Source organism: Butyrivibrio hungatei NK4A153 (assembly GCF_000424465.1).
GTDB classification, from domain to species: domain Bacteria; phylum Bacillota; class Clostridia; order Lachnospirales; family Lachnospiraceae; genus Butyrivibrio; species Butyrivibrio hungatei_A.
Genome location: NZ_AUJY01000001.1, coordinates 1 through 16,725 on the forward strand (window position 1 = coordinate 1; position 16,725 = coordinate 16,725).

Genomic DNA, 16,725 nt, shown 5'->3' on the forward strand with positions numbered 1-16,725 from the left:
GCTCATTATAAGAATATCATTTTGGTTTGTGATTGGAAATTGCCATTTGGGTGCCATATGGTTGCCATTTGGGTTACTTTTGGGGACATTTGGGGACGTTTTTGTTAACAATCAGAATGACAAAAAGACATTTAATCAAAGTTTAATAATATTTGGAACGGGAATAATAACGTTATTTGATAAAATATAATTGTGCTATCGGCCGCGGACATGAATTAGCTATCTGAATAACTTGTTGATGTAGATTTCATTAAAAAGAGGTGAGTATATGGATTATCTTTTATTTCTGGTAGTTTTGTTAGTTTCTTGGGTGATCGGAGTTGTTGGTTGGGCACAAATAATTGGTAGTATCAATGATACTATGTATTTCTTTGATTAATGTTATAATAAAGCCACAGAAGGGAGCTTTATGTCAGAAGAAATACTCAATGATTGCCTGGATGAGAATCAAAAGATAACGGATGAAGTTATACTTGAATTAAAACCATTAGCATTTTATACCATTTCAAATATCGATATTATCGATTTTATACATTCACAATGTCAGAAAGTTTTAGAAATAGCACAACAGAAAAATGATTCTAAAGAAGTAGCTAGAGCGGTAAACTTAGATACATTTGAAGTATTACTGCCGGTATTTGGCGAAGCACATAGAGTTGATATTGATTATCTTGTTGATCAGATGAAAGGTACAGATTATGCATTTCTTGTAATGCATAATCACCCGAGTAATTCTCATTTTTCTGAGAAAGATATAAAAACATTTGTTGATGCAGTAAATATGTCAATACTTATTGTTCTGGGCAATAATGGAGCGATATACATATTAGAGAAGACGAGAGATCTTTTGCCAAATGAAATTATATCAGCAAGAAAAACATTACTAGATTGGAAAAAAGATTTTATTAGTTATGACACTGTGATTGAGCAGATTAAAGCTTTTGGAATCGTACACAGTGAAATATAAAGGAGGTTCGTTATGGTTAATATAGTTGATAAGCCAAAACCTACAAGTTCATATAAGTCTCCTCTAAGAATCCCAGATGAACTTAAACAGTTCACAGAACGCAGAGAACAACGTGCAAAAGAACTTGGAATAGCATTATATGTTTTGGGGACAGATACTCGAAGTGATGATGAATTTCAGAAATTAGAAGATTATATAATGGAGAATTTTATTGATTTAGATCTAGATGTTCCGGAAGATATTAAAAAGAAATATTTGGAAATGAAGAAGAATAGAGAAAATTCTCATAATAATTTATCGGAAGGTTAAATGCATAGGAATATCTGAAGTTGCGATAAAACGTTGTGTTTGTTTTTGGAGGGGGCGAAGATGAATATCAATACTCTGGAATATATGGATTATGAGGAACTCAAGAAAGATTGAGAAAAAAGGATAAAGAAGTGTTTGACCTAATGTTTGACCTAAGGTCAAGTCGGTGCTGTCAAACCTCCTTTCCATGCGGAGTTCAGCGTTTTGCCATTCGTGTTCGAATCACGTCACTCCGATTGAATAATAAGGCTACAAACATAGTATTATCTAAGTTTGTAGTCTTTTTTTCTGGGTAAAGTATCATCCCGTTTATTCTTGAATAATTAAGGGCAAAATTAGAGAAATCTAATGACGCAAAGCTATAGGGTCCGAAAGGATAGCCAGTTACAGTTTTATTGCGATGCGTAGGTATCGCTTTTTTTGCGCTTTTTATATTAAAACAAAGGCTAACGAAGAGGAGACTGATTGAGGTATGAAAAAAGGCAATGAAATGAACAAAGAAGAATTACGAGATGCATTGAAAAAAGCTTATGACAAGCTGAATGAGAACGAATTTAGCGATCTTGATGATCAGGAAGAATTTTTATTAAGTGATTACGACTATAAAAATACAAAACTCCAAATTAGAGCTCATGGAGGCGTTGGTGCAGCAATTAAATGGTTTTTGATCGGATACTTTGGTTATGAATTAATTTATTGCGGAATCATGGAATTAGTATTTTACGCGAGCCCGGAGTTTCTTGCTAAACTGAATTCGGATCAAAATTTGGCAAAGTTTTTCGTAGGGTTGTTATTTGCCGGAGTTGGAGTCGGTATACTTTTGGCAATCATAGTAAAGAGAAAAGCCATTAATAAAATTGTGAAGATTACTGAAGAAATAAAAATGAATATTTCTGAGCTTGATAAAATGCGCAAAGAACGCATAGATAAATATCCTGAAATATTTGGCTTTATTCCCGAAAAATATAACGATAAAACTGTCATAGCAAAGATATTGGAATATCTAGACAATATGCGTGCTGACAATCTTAAAGAAGCAATCAATCTTCTTGAACAGGAAATAGCTACGGAACAATATAAGAATGAGATAAGACAAGAAATCGACGATTTGTATATTGATTCTGTTTACTGATATTGTAGTGTGATTTTGTAAGAAATGTGACTAATTCGAGCGTTACGGAGCTCCTTAGTCACATTTTTTCTTGAAAATAGGGAGTTTTGGAGTTCTAGATGAGGAAATGAAGGGGAGATTTTGACTATAACAAATGTTATCAAATGTATTAGTCACTGTGGCCTTGGAAATCCGGGGAAAAGTGTGACTAATTCGATATGTTTTTGCTCTATTAGTCAAAAAAAGGATTTTGCGACCGGATCGGGCTAAAAATCCTGCAAAAATATGATACACTACACTTTAGTACATTGTTTTTTGACCTGCCGGAGCCGGCCCAAAGAAAATGTAGCAAAATCACAGTGTATGCGCCGAAATAAAAGCGGATATATCGAAAGCTAAGAAGATATACATAAATTAAAGCGGATGCACCAAAAAACAAAGCAAATACACCAAAATCACAGCGAATGGAGAAGAGTGTGGAAGAAAAGCTGCATAAGAGAAGAGTTCGTTATTCGGGAAAATATCCCAAGAAGTTTGAAGAGAAGTACAAGGAGCACAATCCGGAGAAGTACAAGGATGTGGTGGAGCATGTAATATCCAAGGGTTCGACGCCTGCGGGGATGCATATTTCCATTATGGTAAAAGAAATCTTGGATTTCTTGCAGATAGAGCCGGGACAGCAGGGGCTTGATTGTACGCTTGGGTATGGCGGACATACTTCAAAGATGCTTGAAAAACTGCAGGGGAAAGGCTGTATCTACGGACTTGATATCGATCCGATAGAATCGAAGAAGACTGTAGAGAGGCTCAGAAACGCAGGATATGGAGAGGATGTATTCAAGTTCAGGCAGATGAACTTTGAGAATATAGATAAAGTGTGTGATGAAGCCGGAAAGTTTGATTTTGTTCTGGCAGATCTTGGAGTGTCTTCCATGCAGATAGATAACCCTGAAAGGGGCTTTTCTTACAAGATTGACGGGCCTCTTGATCTTAGGCTCAATCCGGACAGCGGAGAATCGGCAGCTGAGCGCCTTCACAACATAACCAAAGAAGAGTTTGTGGGTATGCTTGTAGAGAACTCCGATGAGCCATATGCTGAGGAGATTGCGGAAAAAGTTTTTTCACTAATGAAAAAAGGCAATCCCATGGATACGACAACCGCGCTTCGTGAGGCGATAGAAGCGGCGCTTTGGAAGGTTCCCAAAGAGGAAAAGGCAGTGACGATAAAAAAGAGCTGCGCCAGAGTTTTTCAGGCGCTCAGAATAGATGTAAACAGTGAATTTGAAGTGCTGTATTCTTTTCTTGATAAGCTTCCGTCAATACTTAACGAGGGCGGAAGAGCGGCAATACTTACGTTTCATTCGGGAGAAGACAGGCTTGTTAAGAAGTCTTTTAAAGAGCATAAAAAAGCCGGCATATACAGCGAGATATCAGAAGATGTGATAAGGCCGTCCGCGGAGGAGTGCAGGATAAATCCCAGAAGCAAATCCACCAAGATGAGATGGGCTGTAAAGAACTGATAGTGGAGAAAGGACAGAATGACTAGAAGGATTCTCATAACCAATGATGACGGAATAAAGTCCGAGGGACTTTTAAGACTTGTAAAAGAGGCGGTAAAATTCGGGGAAGTATGGATCGTGGCTCCTGAAAGCGAGAGGAGTGCGGCATCTCACAGTATAACCCTTAGGCATGCGATAGATATATTCCCTGTGGAATATCCTGTTGATGGCGAACATGAAGTTCATGCATACTCATGTAGCGGAACTCCGGGGGATTGCGTAAGACTCGGTTGCACAACTATAGTTCCCGGCGGGCCTACGGTGGTACTTTGCGGAATAAACTTTGGGTACAATGTTGCCTCGGATATTCAGTATTCGGCTACATGCGGATCGGCTTTTGAGGCTGAGTTTCAGGGTGTTTCCGCAATCGCTTTTTCCGAAGGCGCAGGCGAATGTCACGAAGTATCCGACAAATATCTCTACGAGATCTTAGAAAAACTCATAGATACAGAATTTGTTCCCGGAAAGATTTATAACGTTAACTTCCCGTTCTGTCCACTATCAGAGTGTAAAGGCATTCTCTATGACCGCGAAGTGTCGCGCGGCATGGTCTATAAGGACGGATACAAAGAAGTTGAGAAACTAGAGAACGGCGGAGCCAGATACATGGTGGACGGCGTGTTTACGCCCGAAGCAGAAGATGGCACCGACTACAGAGCGGTTCTTGACAATTATGTGTCTGTCGGAACAGTACAAAACGTCGGAAACATATAATTATCACTACTTGAAAACTTCCCTTACCGTAAGGGGGCCGGGCTGCAGTCTTTTTTCTGCTTTTCATCGGAATTATATTGGCCGGAGGATTGGATATATGCTGCGCGAAGTTGTCTGAGCAGATGCACCTTAGAATTACTATCTGTTCATCGTAGATTCGTTATACCCTCTTGTTTTTCTTAAGGTCAAATCACTTTCCTTTATGCATGCTCTGAAAAGAACTTGCAGGACGCTCATAAAAGTTATATAGGTCATGGTCATACGGTGCGTAGCACCTTCAACAAATAAAAGCACGATTTCCGAGCTCGTTGAGTTCGGAAACTCGTGCTTTATATTTGTTGTAAACAGTCCGCTTTGCGGACAATGACCATGACCGTTGAAGGTATATAAGCGTCCTGCTTCAGACATTTTTCTTCGCATGCAGGAAAGTGATTTTTGACCTTTTGAAAAACAGACGAGGCTATAAAAATCATCTGCGATAAACAGATGGAAAATTCTTGGTGCATGTGCGAGTTTATGAAGCGCAGCATATGTTTATCCAATCCCTCCGGCCAATATAATTTTTTGAGATGTCGCAGAAAAAAGATTGCAGCCCGGCTCACATACGGTGAGGGGAGTTTCGAGCGCTTAAAATAATTATGGGCGTTTATGTTTTTTGCTGGAATAAATTATCAGAATATTATAAAATTTAAAATATGAATACTGAAAAAATCTTTGGTAAAAATGCATATTTTTATAATAAAGAATCAGATCCCGAAGAACTTCTTAAACTTATTTCTTATGGTGTTCAGCAAGATGATAACGGGTATATATTCCTCGATAACACCGGAAAATGCGTCTATGCAAACAGAAAAGCCTATAGCATGTTTTATGTCATGGAAGATCTGGATCTTTTGTATGAGGCATTTGAAGCGTGGAAAAGGTCTCTTGGTATAGAGGCGGATGCTACGACCTGGTGCAGGATCTATAATTCTACGGGAAAAGAGCGCCTTTATCGCGTAAGATTTAGAAGGGTTCACGATGAGAGCGGCAAGATCATAGGAAGTGTCTACTCTATTCAGAATATTTCCGATTCGCTTGAGGGCGAGTACGGTGAGCAGTACAGGCTTACGCATGACGATCTCACACAGCTTTATAACAAAGAGGGATTTATCGGGGCTGTAAGAAATCTTTTCCAGAATTCGCCCGAGGAAAGGCAGTTTGTACTTGTTTATTCCAATATCAGAGACTTTAAGCTTATAAATCAGCTCTTTGGAATAGACAAAGGAAATGATATCCTTGTAAACATCGCGGATGCCATATCGCAGAGAGTCAGAGAAGAAGATGTTTACGGAAGAATAAACGGTGATCAGTTTGCTCTTTGCCTGCCGAAGGAGAGATTTGATGAGGCAAGCTTTAAGAGTGCTGTAAAAGAAGTCACCAACCGCCTTACGAGCACGTCTTATTCCGTGCATATCCAGCTTGGAGTGTATGAGATAAGAGACAAGGATATGGATGTTTCGCTCATGTGCGACAGGGCATACATGGCGTGCAAATCGATCACCAAGGACGGAGTATGCGAGATAGCGTGGTACAGCGATGATATGCTTATCAACGCTCTTTTGGAAAAAGAAATCCTTTCAAGCTTTGATTTTGCCATTATCAACAGGCAGTTCGGAATATACCTTCAGCCACAGGTTTACGCCGACGGAAAACTGTTTGGCGCTGAGGCGCTTGCAAGATGGATACATCCGGAGAATGGTATCATCCAGCCGGGAGTTTTTATAACTGTTCTTGAAAAGGCTGATCTTATATACAAGCTTGACAGATATATATGGGAACTTGCGGCTAAACAGCTCGATTACTGGAAAGGAACCGAGATGGAAGGTGTATCCATATCGGTGAACGTTTCGCCAAAGGACCTTTACTACATCGATATAAGGGAAGAATTCAATAATCTTGTAAAAGAATATGACATCAATCCCCGCCATTTCAATATAGAGATTACGGAGACTGCTGTGACCACAGATGTTTCCAAGTGTGCCGATCTTATCCTGGGACTTCAGAAAGATGGCTTTGTGGTCGAGATTGACGATTTTGGAAGCGGATATTCATCTCTTAATATGTTAAAAGACATAAATGCCAATATCCTCAAGATCGATATGGGATTTTTGAGAAAAACCGAGAATCAGAACAGGGCAAAGGTGATCCTTAACTACACGATCGACATGGCTCACGAGCTGGGAATGGGTGTTATTACGGAAGGTGTCGAAACAAAGGAACAGCTAGAGTTTCTCAAAGAGCTCGGATGCGAAATGTTCCAGGGATACTACTTCGATATGCCAATGCCGGTCGATGAATTTGAAAAGAAATTTGAAGAGAAATACAAGCGTATGAAGTGAGTCTTTGCAATTAAATATTAAAAAATGTCTGTTTTCCAATTGTTTTTGGGAAGGCAGACATTTTTTGTGTTATAGGAAAGCGTTCTTGTTTAAGGATCTTTTAAGAACTGTATCGATAATATATCACTATAGACTTCGGTACTGTCGGTGAAAAATATTTTTAATCTTAATGCATATAATTCTTGACATATTACGACGGACGTAGTATTAATACTATGACAGTCGTACTACTTCTAACATAGTACGATAGACAAAGTACTATCAATTAAAGGTTTATCCGGATAACAAATTATTTTCAGGAAGGGAAATGAATATGAAGAAAGGAATACGAAGTCTTACAGTTGGAGTGACCATTGCATCGGCTCTGGCTTTTTCGATATTCGGAGCGGATGTTCAGGCCAAAGAAGTTGGCAATGAAGCCAACAACAGTACACAAAGTAAAGCAGCAACGAAAATTCGGCCTCAGGATGACTTTTTTGGATATGTAAATGCAGAAGTTCTTAGGGAGGCAGATATCGATCCCAAATACGGATTTGGAGCGTTTGATGATTGCAACAAGATTGTTGATCAGAGGTTATTTGAAATCATAGATGAGATAAAAAGTGAAGAGGTTCATACTTCACCGGATGCAGATTTGATTGCAGATTATTACGATCAGATTGTATCTTATGATGCATCTGTAAGTGATGCCGATAAGGATTTTGAAAATGTAAGAAAAGAGATTGAAGGAATAAGCAACAAACAGGAATATATGGAAGTACTCGGCAAGTATAAAAGGTTATATGGAATAAGTCCTGTTCTTAATTTTGGAATAGATGGAGGCTTGATAAGGGCTGATGAATATGCTTTTTGCTTTAGTGATATTAAATCAATCTTTGAAAAAACGAATAAAGATATCGCGGAGTCTTTGGAAGGAAGATCGTACATAAGAGATCATGTAAAAGAAGTTTTGGTGAATATTGGATCCGAAAAGAAGGAAGCAGAAAAAGCAGCGGACAGATTTGCAGCATTAGCGGTGGATATAGCATATAAAAGTAAAGATATTAAAATGACATTCGACTGGTCTACCATGACAACGATAAATGCTAAGGATATGGATGAGCTTAAGTTTGATATAAAGAGTTTTGAAAAAGGCATGCAGTTGGAAAATCCATACGGTTATTGGGTTATTTCTAATAAAGAGCAGTTTGAGTATATATCAGAAAAGCTTGATGACGAGAACAATCTTGAGGTATTTAAGACATGGGCGCTTATCGAATATATAGATAAATATAACAAATTCCTGTCTGATAAATACAAGAATCTGAAAGCTGTCTACGGAGAAGAAACACAAACACCTGATATGCAGGCGAAAGAAACGATAATAAGAGATCTTCCGGATAATCTCGGAAGAATATATTCAGAAAAGTTTTATCCTGTATCAAAGGATGAAAAGGTAAAAGAAATGTGTGAGAACATAAAGGACTCATACAGAGAATTGATAGGTAATGCGGATTGGATTACGGAAGATGGAAGAACCAAGCTCCTTAATAAGCTTGAAGCCATTGAATTCACAACAGGAGGTAATTACAGCGAAACACTTATCGGGACTGAGAATCTGATCGGAAAAGATTTTTATGATACATACAAGAATATAAAAAAATATGAAGTTGAGAATACAAAAGAGTTGATAAAGCGTCCGCGTCCAAAACAGGGAGATACTATGCAGCCTCAGACAGTAAATGCGTGCTTCTGGACGGATAATGTGGTGGTTATGACTGCCGGAATTACCGAAGGAGCATTCTTTAACGAGAATAACAGTGAGTTCAGCAATCTCGGAAGACTCGGAATGGTTATTGCTCATGAAGTTGGTCATGCATTTGATTCAAATCTTATGAATTGGGATGATAAGGGAAATTACAATCCGCAGTGGCTTAATGAAACTGACAGGAAGGCGTTAAAGGAAAGAGCCGATATGTGCATTGATTATTACAACGGCTATACGATCATGGATGTATATCACGTGGACGGAGTTCAGACGCTTGGCGAAAATTATGCGGATCTTGGTGCTTTAGAATGTATTTCCAATATCGCAGAAGAAAAGGAAGACTATATTGAAATGTATGAAGGATTTGCGGAGATCTGGAGAGGAATCAAAAGTGATACAGATGCTATTGCAAGCCTTCATACAGATGAACACAGTCCGCGCACTGTAAGGGTTAATGCCCCGCTGAGCTCTTGCGAGAAGTTCTATGAAGCTTATGATGTAAAAGAAGGAGACGGCATGTATGTCGCTCCTGAGAAGAGAGTCGAAAGGTGGTAACATGGGAGTTATTTTAAAACATACATTCAGAAATATATTTGCGAAGCCACTTATGACACTGGTTCTTGTGGTCAGTATTACAATATGCGCATTTGCGGGTATGATGGCTTTTGACATGAGCAATAGCCTGGAAAACATTTTTATAGGGATTTACGGTACGACGACGGGAACATCAAATGTGTTGGTTTTTGCACCTGAAAATATAGAGGAAAGCTATTTTGAAGGCCTTCCGGATTTTGAAGCAACATATGTTTCACCAAAGGATTCAAAAGTTACGGTTCGCAACAATCAGATGTATGCATATTACAATCAGAAAAATCTCAAATTATATGGTGTCAATATTGAGGATGCTTCAAAGATGAGACTTATCCCGAAGGATGTTACGCTTGGTGCGGATGATATTATCGTCAGTGAAGTTATGGCTAAAGAACTTGGCCTTAATGAGGGAGATAAGTTTAAAGTTTACGGTGATAATTATGTCGATGCAGAGTTTAATGTCAAGAAGATAGCAAAGCCAAGCGGATTACTTAATGCGGAATATGCAGCGGTTGTCACGGATGAAGGAATGGCGAGACTGTGCCATGACGGAATACCAAAACATCAATTTGTATATATTAAGGTTTTGGATAAGTCCAAGGTTAGTGAATTTTGTAATGCGATGGAAGAGAGGTTCCCCAATTATGATGTGGATGATCTTATAGGAGGAAAGTCAACTCAGGATCAGATAAAAACAATCAGTAATGTATTTAAAGTCCTTTTTCTCATAACTCTTATGCTTGTTATTGTCGTAACGGTTACGCTTTCGGAAAGAATAATGCGTGACAGAATGTCGACGATTGGAACTTTAAGAAGCCTTGGAGTGTCTCCGAATCTTACGGCCAGAATTATTCTTATCGAGAACATGTTTTACGGGGTGTTCGGTGGATTGATCGGAACAGGATTATATGCGGCTTCGAGAGATAGCATATTTAACGCCGTATTTACGGTAGACGGTCCGGGTATGGAAACTGTCATGGATCTTGGAAATGTATCTGTTCCCATTATGATCGCAGTAATTATCGGCGCCGCCATAGTGGAAATGCTCTGTCCGCTCAGGGAACTTCTTAAATCTACCGGTATGGCTATAAGAGATATAATTTTTGACAATAAGGATACGGAATACAAATACAAAAAGAAAACTAAGATCATATCGATCATATGCGCTGCATTAGCTTTTACAATGATAGTTCCGGCGCTTACTGTATTTAAAGACAATGCATTACTCGGCATTTTTGGGTTCGTATTTTTGGTGCTTTCTCTTTTGGGCGGATATCCGTTCATACTCAGAATGGTGTCAAAGATTATAGAAAAGATCAGTCAAAAGAGTGGCAATCCGGTACTCGGACTTGCTGCAACGAATCTTAGAACCAATAAGACTTCGATTGGAAGCTCTAAACTTGCATTTGTTGCAACAAGTTTATGTCTGGTACTGTTTATACTTATCACTTCACAAAAAAACATGGCTGAATTGCCTCCGGCTGATGCCGATGTTATCCTCAGAGGTCTTTCGGAAAGCGTTGATTCATATGATTATATTGAAGAGCTTGATGGAGTAAGCAAAGTTGAATTTGATTATTCCAGAAGTGACAAAATACTTGTCGGAAATGAGAAGATAGAAGACTATCTTGAGAATAAATACAATAGGAAATTCGACGATGAATTTGAAAAAGTAAGTATATTGGGAGCTGAAGGAGCCCCTGAGCTTAATCAAGGATATAGCGGCCTTCCGGATGTGATAAATAGCGATGAAATATATGTAGCCAAGAAAATTGCAAAAGATCTGAAGCTTAAAGTCGGAGACAGCGCGGATATATTGCTGGATGCGGAGGGGATTATTCCGTACAGAGGAACTTTCAAAGTTGCGGGAATTATTGATTCTGCAAGGGCGGACGGTTCCAATAAAACAATAGTGCTGCCTTTGGATTTATATAAAAAGATCTACTTTAACAGGCCGGCAAGTGCTTATGTAAAGACGGAAAATCCGGAAAAAACGGCTGAATTTATAAAAAGTTATTCATCCAGCACAATAGAAAAAGTTAATACTATGGATGAATATATAGAAGAGATTAAGGATCTGTCTGCCGGTGAGCTGGCACTTCTCTACATGATAATACTTATCGGAGTTTCTTTGTCACTTATTGGAATATATTGTAATCAGATCGTGGGATTTGAGAGCAGAAAGAGAGAAAGTGCTGTTCTTGTTTCAACCTCTATGAGCAAAGGGACACTTGTTAGGCTTTTCTTTGAAGAGACGATGTTATCGGGACTTATTGCAGTTGCTCTCGGAGTAAGTATAGGTCTTGTGGAAACAGTGATCATTTTTAATGCTATGAAGGCAATAACGGAGATGAAGCTTTTTATTAATGCAGGACAGACCGCAATTTTCATAGTAGGTATATTTATCACATTCAGCATCACGATATTAAAGACGATGAAAGATATAAAAAAAATGAAGATAGCGGAACAGTTAAAGTACGAATAGACAAGGAGCATGAAGAAATGAAGAATATAATCGAAGTAAAAAACGTAAAAAAGGAGTTTGGATCAGCGAAGACCGTTAGTACCAAGGTGCTTGACGGAGTTAATATGGAAGTAAAAGAAGGGGAATTTGTATCACTTATGGGTGCTTCGGGAAGCGGTAAATCAACGCTTCTTTATCTGATCGGCGGTCTTGACAGAGATTTTACCGGAAATATATCCGTATGCGGAAAGAATATATCGAATATCAAGGAAAAAGAGCTGTCTGAGGTAAGACTTAATGATATTGGCTTTATCTTCCAGTTTTATAACCTTGTGCAGAATCTCAATGTCGAAGACAATATAATGCTTCCGCAGCTTGTTGCGGGAAAGAGCAGGGCAAGCCTTAAGAAGAAACTCGATGAAATTCTGAATATTGTAGGCCTTACGGAAAAGAGAAAGCAATATCCTGCCAAGCTTTCCGGAGGTCAGCAGCAGAGAGTTGCCATAGCAAGAGCTGTTATGGGGGATCCCAAACTGATCCTTGCGGATGAGGCTACAGGTAATCTTGATAAAAAGTCAGGAGCTGAGATCATGGAATTGTTTAGAAAAATAAACAAGGAGAAGGGAATCAGTATTCTTCAGGTAACGCACTCAGAGAAGTGTGCAGAATACGGAGACAGGATAGTGTGGCTTGATTCAGGGAAGACCATATAAAACAATCTGTTAAAAAGACTATTTCATATGATCTTCAAATTGTTTGAATATTGAGAAAGATTATTACTTAAATTCACAGCTTGCAAACATATTGCGGACCGCAGCGAGGTACTCCCCTTTGCTGCGGGCTTTTCTTATTGCCTTAAGATATTTGTCGCAGTTTGCAAAGTGAGTATGTATAAATGCCCAGTGCTCAAGAAGTTTAAAGATAACGTTCCTGTCCTCGGGTATGTATTCTTCGTATCCTGCGTAGAGCTTTGTCAGGTATTCTTTTAACTCGGGCGCGGTAAGCACTTCACCGCCTGTAAGTTCTCTTGCAAGTGCCGGATTTTCAAGAATTCCTCTGCCGAGCATCATAGAACTTACTTCGTTTGTGATGCCGTTACTTTCAAACTTATCCATGGTGCTTTCATAATCTTTTTTGGAAAAGATGTTTCCGTTGTAGCATATAAGCGCGTTGCCGCCGCATTCTCTGTATTTTTTTACACTGTCGCAGAATGCGTCAAGGCGCGGTGCGTTTTTGTAGAAGTCGTCTTTTACTCTGGCGTGGACGGTAATTTCGCATATCGGATATTTGGCATATATCTCCATGAGTTTTAATGCTTCGCTTTCGTCTGTTACGCCAAGTCTTGTCTTTAAAGAGATTTGGATGTCTTTTAATTCAGGTGTATTTTCTTTTGACTCAAATATATTTGACAACATTGAATCAAGATAGTCGGGATCAGCCAAAAGACCTGCGCCCTTGTGCCTGTTTACAACGGTTGAAGCGGGACATCCGAGGTTGAGGTTGAGCTCTTTGTACCCGAGCTGAGCTATCTCTTTTGCAGCCCAGTGGAAAGTTTCGGAGTTACCCGACATTATCTGAACAACCAAAGGTGTGTCGGTATCTTTGAAGAAAGATTCATTATGTACGGGGAGGAGGTCATTTTTTTCCCTGTTCTTAAAATGTTTACTCTTTACTGCTGTGACAAAAGGGGAGTAGTACTTGGAAACAGAGCCCGAGAACATGTCTTTATGGATGTTTCTCAGAGGGTACATTGTTATGCTTTCCATTGGTGCAAAATAAAAATTCATTGATATTCTCCTAAAAAAATCCTAATTTCTCGATTATTATGGTATTATATGGTTTGAGCGTCAAGCGAATAATATCATTTCGGAGAATTGCTATGGATTACAATTATAAGTATGACAAAGAAAACATGAAAAGCGGAATCGGTGATATTGTTAATCTGATTCTCGAGGATTATAAAAACGGCAGAGACATTGACAATATGGATATCTACAATCAGCCGGACAGAGATGCTGTAAAAGATATCGTCATAAAGCTCATAAGGATCATTTATCCGGGATACTACAGGGATAAGGTGTATAAGAGCTACAGCGACGCTAACAGAATCTCGATTGTCATCGAGGATGTCATCTATAATATGAACAAGCAGATAGCTATTGCATTCAGACATAGCGACAGCTACAGGGATGCCAGTGATGAGACGCTTGAGTGTGGAGCCAGGAAGATCACGCATGAATTTTTTGAAAAGATTCCCAAGATAAGAGAGTACCTTGATACCGATGTTCAGGCTTGCTATTCGGGAGATCCTGCGGCATACAGTAAAGAAGAAATAATTCTTTCGTATCCGGGGCTTTTTGCAACGTCTATAAACAGGATCGCGCATGAGCTTTATCTTCTTAAGGTGCCGCTTATTCCCAGAATGATGACGGAGTATGCACATTCGAAGACGGGAATAGACATTCATCCGGGCGCGACTATCGGCAAGTATTTCATGATCGATCACGGCACGGGCATCGTTATAGGAGAAACTTCTATAATAGGTGAACATGTTAAGATGTATCAGGGTGTTACCATAGGCGGACTTTCAACACGTGGCGGACAGGCACTTAAGGGAGTTAAAAGGCATCCCACCATTGAGGATGATGTTACGATTTACGCCGGAGCTTCAATACTCGGAGGCGATACGATAATCGGAGAGGGAAGTGTTATCGGTGCCAATGCGTTTATTACGGCTTCTGTTCCGGCTAACAGCAGGATTAGTATGAAAAATGGCTGATGTTTCGTGCAGTTGTTACAGAATATGACTATATATTAAATAAGACTTTTGCTCAGTGATCTACATACCTTGAAAGGGTGAAAAATGTAGATGCCATCGGGGCGGAGGTCTTATTTTTTTATAAAAAACTATTGAATTGTTACAGTATGAGTGATAATATTTTAATATATGTTAATAAAGTATTTCGAATGGGTATGCAGTACTATGCCAATGAGGAATGTTTATCATGTTCGAAAGGGGTGATCAATGGAAAAGAAAGTAATTTGATTTTATGAGCACAAGAACACAGTCATTGTTGAAAAAATTCTTTTACTTTTTTTTATTTTGCTCTAAAGGAAATAAAAAAAGCATCCGATAAAGGAAATAGCAGGTAGTGGATAATGCAACGTGACTTGGAGGTATGTGTTCTATGATGAGATCACTTTGGTCAGGTGTTTCCGGACTAACAACCCATCAATTGGAAATGGATGTTATTGGCAATAATATTGCCAATGTCAATACAACAGCATATAAATCACAGGCAACGGGTTTTTCTGACGTTCTTTATCAGACTGTAAAGAACGGAACCGGAGCGGGAGATAACGTTGCGACTACAAATGCTGCTCAGATAGGACTTGGATCGAAGGTTTCCTCAATTTATACAAACATCTCGAAGTCGGGCTCGATGCAGACTACGGGAAATGCCTTCGATATGATGATCACAGGAGATGCATTCTTTGTGATAAGTCCTGACAACCAGACCAGGAATTTTAGCAGGGACGGTGCGTTTACGATCGATGCGCAGGGAAGTCTCGTAACCCAGAATAACGGATATTATGTTATGGGTGTAATGGGTGAAGACGGAATCAGACCGGGAGCAAATGTGACGAGACTTGATCTTATTACTGATGCAACTAAGACGATAGGCGGAACTGCAACATCCGCATCATATTTCAGAGGGAATATTGATAGTCTTGACGGCACTTTCGATGAGGCAGACGGCAAGAACGTCAGACTTGAAGTATTCGGCAATGACGGAAGAACTTATACTCTTAAGTTTAAGCTGACAAACGGAGGAGACGACGCAGACAATACTTATTCGCTTTCTCTTGCGTCAGTACAGGACGATGAGGGTAATATTCTTCAAAACACTACAGATACCAATATCAATCTTGTTTACAGCAAGGGTTCGGGAGAGCTTATAAGTGCAGGGGGCAACGAAAACGGAATCGTGACCATGTCATTCGGAGGCGGAGCTTCGATGATTGGACCTCTCAATATAGACTTTTCAAATACGACAAACTATGCAGGCACAACTGCATCTCACAACTCTACAATTTATGCGTATAAGGGAGATGTGAGAGGGTTAAATGTCGGATATGCAAACGGAAGTATGACCGGAATGTCCATTACGGACAACGGATCGGTGTTTGCAAAGTATTCCAACGGACAGACTGTAAAGATCGCACAGATAGCTGTTGCGGAATTCAACAATGCCATGGGACTTGAGAAGGTTGGCGACAATCTTTATGCGGAATCCCTTAATTCGGGACAGGCGCAGATTGTGGATGTTACTGCCGACGGAGGGTATATGACATCCGGAGTGCTCGAATCCAGTAACGTAGATTTATCGAAAGAGTTTACTGATATGATTACGACACAGAGAGGTTTCCAGGCTAACAGCCGTGTGATCACAACATCTGATGAGATGCTTCAGATCCTCAGAGGTCTGAAACGGTAAATTGGAAACTAAGAACTTTTTTTGCGAAAGTGAAATTTTGTAACACAGGGCTGAGCGTGGGTTCAGCCCTCTTTTTATGGAAACTGTGTTTTTTTTGTGAAAAAGTGGTTGCGTTTTAATATCCGATGGGGTATATTCATCTTACGAGATGACGAAATATAGTTTTTTTGAAAAAATTTTTTTGTGTTAGCGCTTTCGTTATAACGTGTTTAACTTAGCAAAATAAAGGGCAAAGCCGCCGGAAGGCGGTGACGCAAAACTAGAGGGTCTCAATCACGTATGTGACAGACAGCCAGTTGCTGGCGCTGGGTTAACTGCGCCAAGATGAAGACCGAGCTGCACTTTTACAGACGGTCTAATTTTATGCAAGTTACGGTACGGAT

13 protein-coding genes and 2 riboswitches are annotated in these 16,725 nt (G+C 39.5%); of the genes, 12 read left to right on the top strand and 1 reads right to left on the bottom strand.

Annotated elements, in window-relative coordinates; genetic code table 11:
* The 10 genes from G628_RS19040 to G628_RS0100055 all read left to right on the top strand — a co-directional run.
* Positions 1–190, top strand: a 190-nt coding sequence (locus tag G628_RS19040; protein ID WP_034500465.1) for a hypothetical protein, incomplete at its 5' end; no start/stop codon positions are given.
* 219 nt (positions 191–409) lie between these two features.
* Complete coding sequence (locus G628_RS0100015; protein ID WP_027208155.1) at positions 410–967, top strand: hypothetical protein; 558 nt, start codon at positions 410–412, stop codon at positions 965–967.
* Between the two features lie 12 nt (positions 968–979).
* A complete protein-coding gene (locus G628_RS0100020; RefSeq protein ID WP_026655364.1) occupies positions 980–1,276 on the top strand; it encodes a hypothetical protein in 297 nt (98 codons plus the stop codon).
* A gap of 318 nt (positions 1,277–1,594) precedes the next feature.
* A riboswitch (cyclic di-GMP riboswitch) is annotated at positions 1,595–1,668 on the top strand.
* Between the two features lie 80 nt (positions 1,669–1,748).
* Complete coding sequence (locus G628_RS0100025) at positions 1,749–2,408, top strand: hypothetical protein (protein WP_026667531.1); 660 nt, start codon at positions 1,749–1,751, stop codon at positions 2,406–2,408.
* Positions 2,409–2,851: 443 nt separating this feature from the next.
* Positions 2,852–3,907, top strand: a complete 1,056-nt coding sequence (gene rsmH, locus G628_RS0100030; protein ID WP_027208156.1) for a 16S rRNA (cytosine(1402)-N(4))-methyltransferase RsmH — start codon at positions 2,852–2,854, stop codon at positions 3,905–3,907.
* Between the two features lie 18 nt (positions 3,908–3,925).
* Positions 3,926–4,660: a 5'/3'-nucleotidase SurE gene (gene surE, locus G628_RS0100035; protein ID WP_027208157.1), complete on the top strand. Its 735-nt coding sequence runs from the start codon at positions 3,926–3,928 to the stop codon at positions 4,658–4,660.
* A gap of 695 nt (positions 4,661–5,355) precedes the next feature.
* Positions 5,356–7,041 (top strand): putative bifunctional diguanylate cyclase/phosphodiesterase, encoded by a 1,686-nt coding sequence (locus G628_RS15910; RefSeq protein ID WP_051198909.1) that lies wholly within the window; start codon positions 5,356–5,358, stop codon positions 7,039–7,041.
* Positions 7,042–7,354: 313 nt separating this feature from the next.
* Positions 7,355–9,343 (top strand): M13 family metallopeptidase, encoded by a 1,989-nt coding sequence (locus G628_RS0100045; protein ID WP_185750407.1) that lies wholly within the window; start codon positions 7,355–7,357, stop codon positions 9,341–9,343.
* The gene (locus G628_RS0100050) at positions 9,309–11,864 is read left to right on the top strand and encodes an ABC transporter permease (protein ID WP_027208158.1); all 2,556 of its coding nucleotides are present in this window, start codon (positions 9,309–9,311) and stop codon (positions 11,862–11,864) included. Before G628_RS0100045 ends, G628_RS0100050 begins: the two co-directional genes overlap by 35 nt.
* A 17-nt stretch (positions 11,865–11,881) precedes the next feature.
* A complete protein-coding gene (locus G628_RS0100055) occupies positions 11,882–12,556 on the top strand; it encodes an ABC transporter ATP-binding protein (protein WP_027208159.1) in 675 nt (224 codons plus the stop codon).
* 63 nt (positions 12,557–12,619) lie between these two features.
* Here the strand turns inward: G628_RS0100055 and G628_RS0100060 are convergent, their stop codons facing one another.
* On the bottom strand, positions 12,620–13,630 hold the full coding sequence (locus G628_RS0100060; protein WP_027208160.1) for a tRNA dihydrouridine synthase: 1,011 nt from the start codon (positions 13,628–13,630) through the stop codon (positions 12,620–12,622).
* A 92-nt stretch (positions 13,631–13,722) separates the two neighbouring features.
* On the opposite strand from G628_RS0100060, the gene epsC reads away from it, so the two are divergent.
* Together epsC and G628_RS0100070 are read left to right on the top strand one after the other, a co-directional pair.
* On the top strand, positions 13,723–14,622 hold the full coding sequence (gene epsC / locus G628_RS0100065) for a serine O-acetyltransferase EpsC (protein ID WP_051198911.1): 900 nt from the start codon (positions 13,723–13,725) through the stop codon (positions 14,620–14,622).
* 409 nt (positions 14,623–15,031) lie between these two features.
* On the top strand, positions 15,032–16,342 hold the full coding sequence (locus G628_RS0100070) for a flagellar hook protein FlgE (protein ID WP_027208161.1): 1,311 nt from the start codon (positions 15,032–15,034) through the stop codon (positions 16,340–16,342).
* 218 nt (positions 16,343–16,560) lie between these two features.
* Positions 16,561–16,646, top strand: a riboswitch (cyclic di-GMP riboswitch).
* Positions 16,647–16,725 lie beyond the last annotated feature (79 nt).

Coding starts and splice junctions, on each gene's coding strand:
- G628_RS0100020 (WP_026655364.1), top strand. CDS start 980: ATGGTTAATATAGTTGATAAGCCAAAACCTACAAGTTCATATAAGTCT.
- G628_RS0100045 (WP_185750407.1), top strand. CDS start 7,355: ATGAAGAAAGGAATACGAAGTCTTACAGTTGGAGTGACCATTGCATCG.
- G628_RS0100050 (WP_027208158.1), top strand. CDS start 9,309: ATGTCGCTCCTGAGAAGAGAGTCGAAAGGTGGTAACATGGGAGTTATT.
- G628_RS0100025 (WP_026667531.1), top strand. CDS start 1,749: ATGAAAAAAGGCAATGAAATGAACAAAGAAGAATTACGAGATGCATTG.
- G628_RS0100060 (WP_027208160.1), bottom strand. CDS start 13,630: ATGAATTTTTATTTTGCACCAATGGAAAGCATAACAATGTACCCTCTG.
- rsmH (WP_027208156.1), top strand. CDS start 2,852: ATGGAGAAGAGTGTGGAAGAAAAGCTGCATAAGAGAAGAGTTCGTTAT.
- epsC (WP_051198911.1), top strand. CDS start 13,723: ATGGATTACAATTATAAGTATGACAAAGAAAACATGAAAAGCGGAATC.
- G628_RS15910 (WP_051198909.1), top strand. CDS start 5,356: ATGAATACTGAAAAAATCTTTGGTAAAAATGCATATTTTTATAATAAA.
- surE (WP_027208157.1), top strand. CDS start 3,926: ATGACTAGAAGGATTCTCATAACCAATGATGACGGAATAAAGTCCGAG.
- G628_RS0100070 (WP_027208161.1), top strand. CDS start 15,032: ATGATGAGATCACTTTGGTCAGGTGTTTCCGGACTAACAACCCATCAA.
- G628_RS0100015 (WP_027208155.1), top strand. CDS start 410: ATGTCAGAAGAAATACTCAATGATTGCCTGGATGAGAATCAAAAGATA.
- G628_RS0100055 (WP_027208159.1), top strand. CDS start 11,882: ATGAAGAATATAATCGAAGTAAAAAACGTAAAAAAGGAGTTTGGATCA.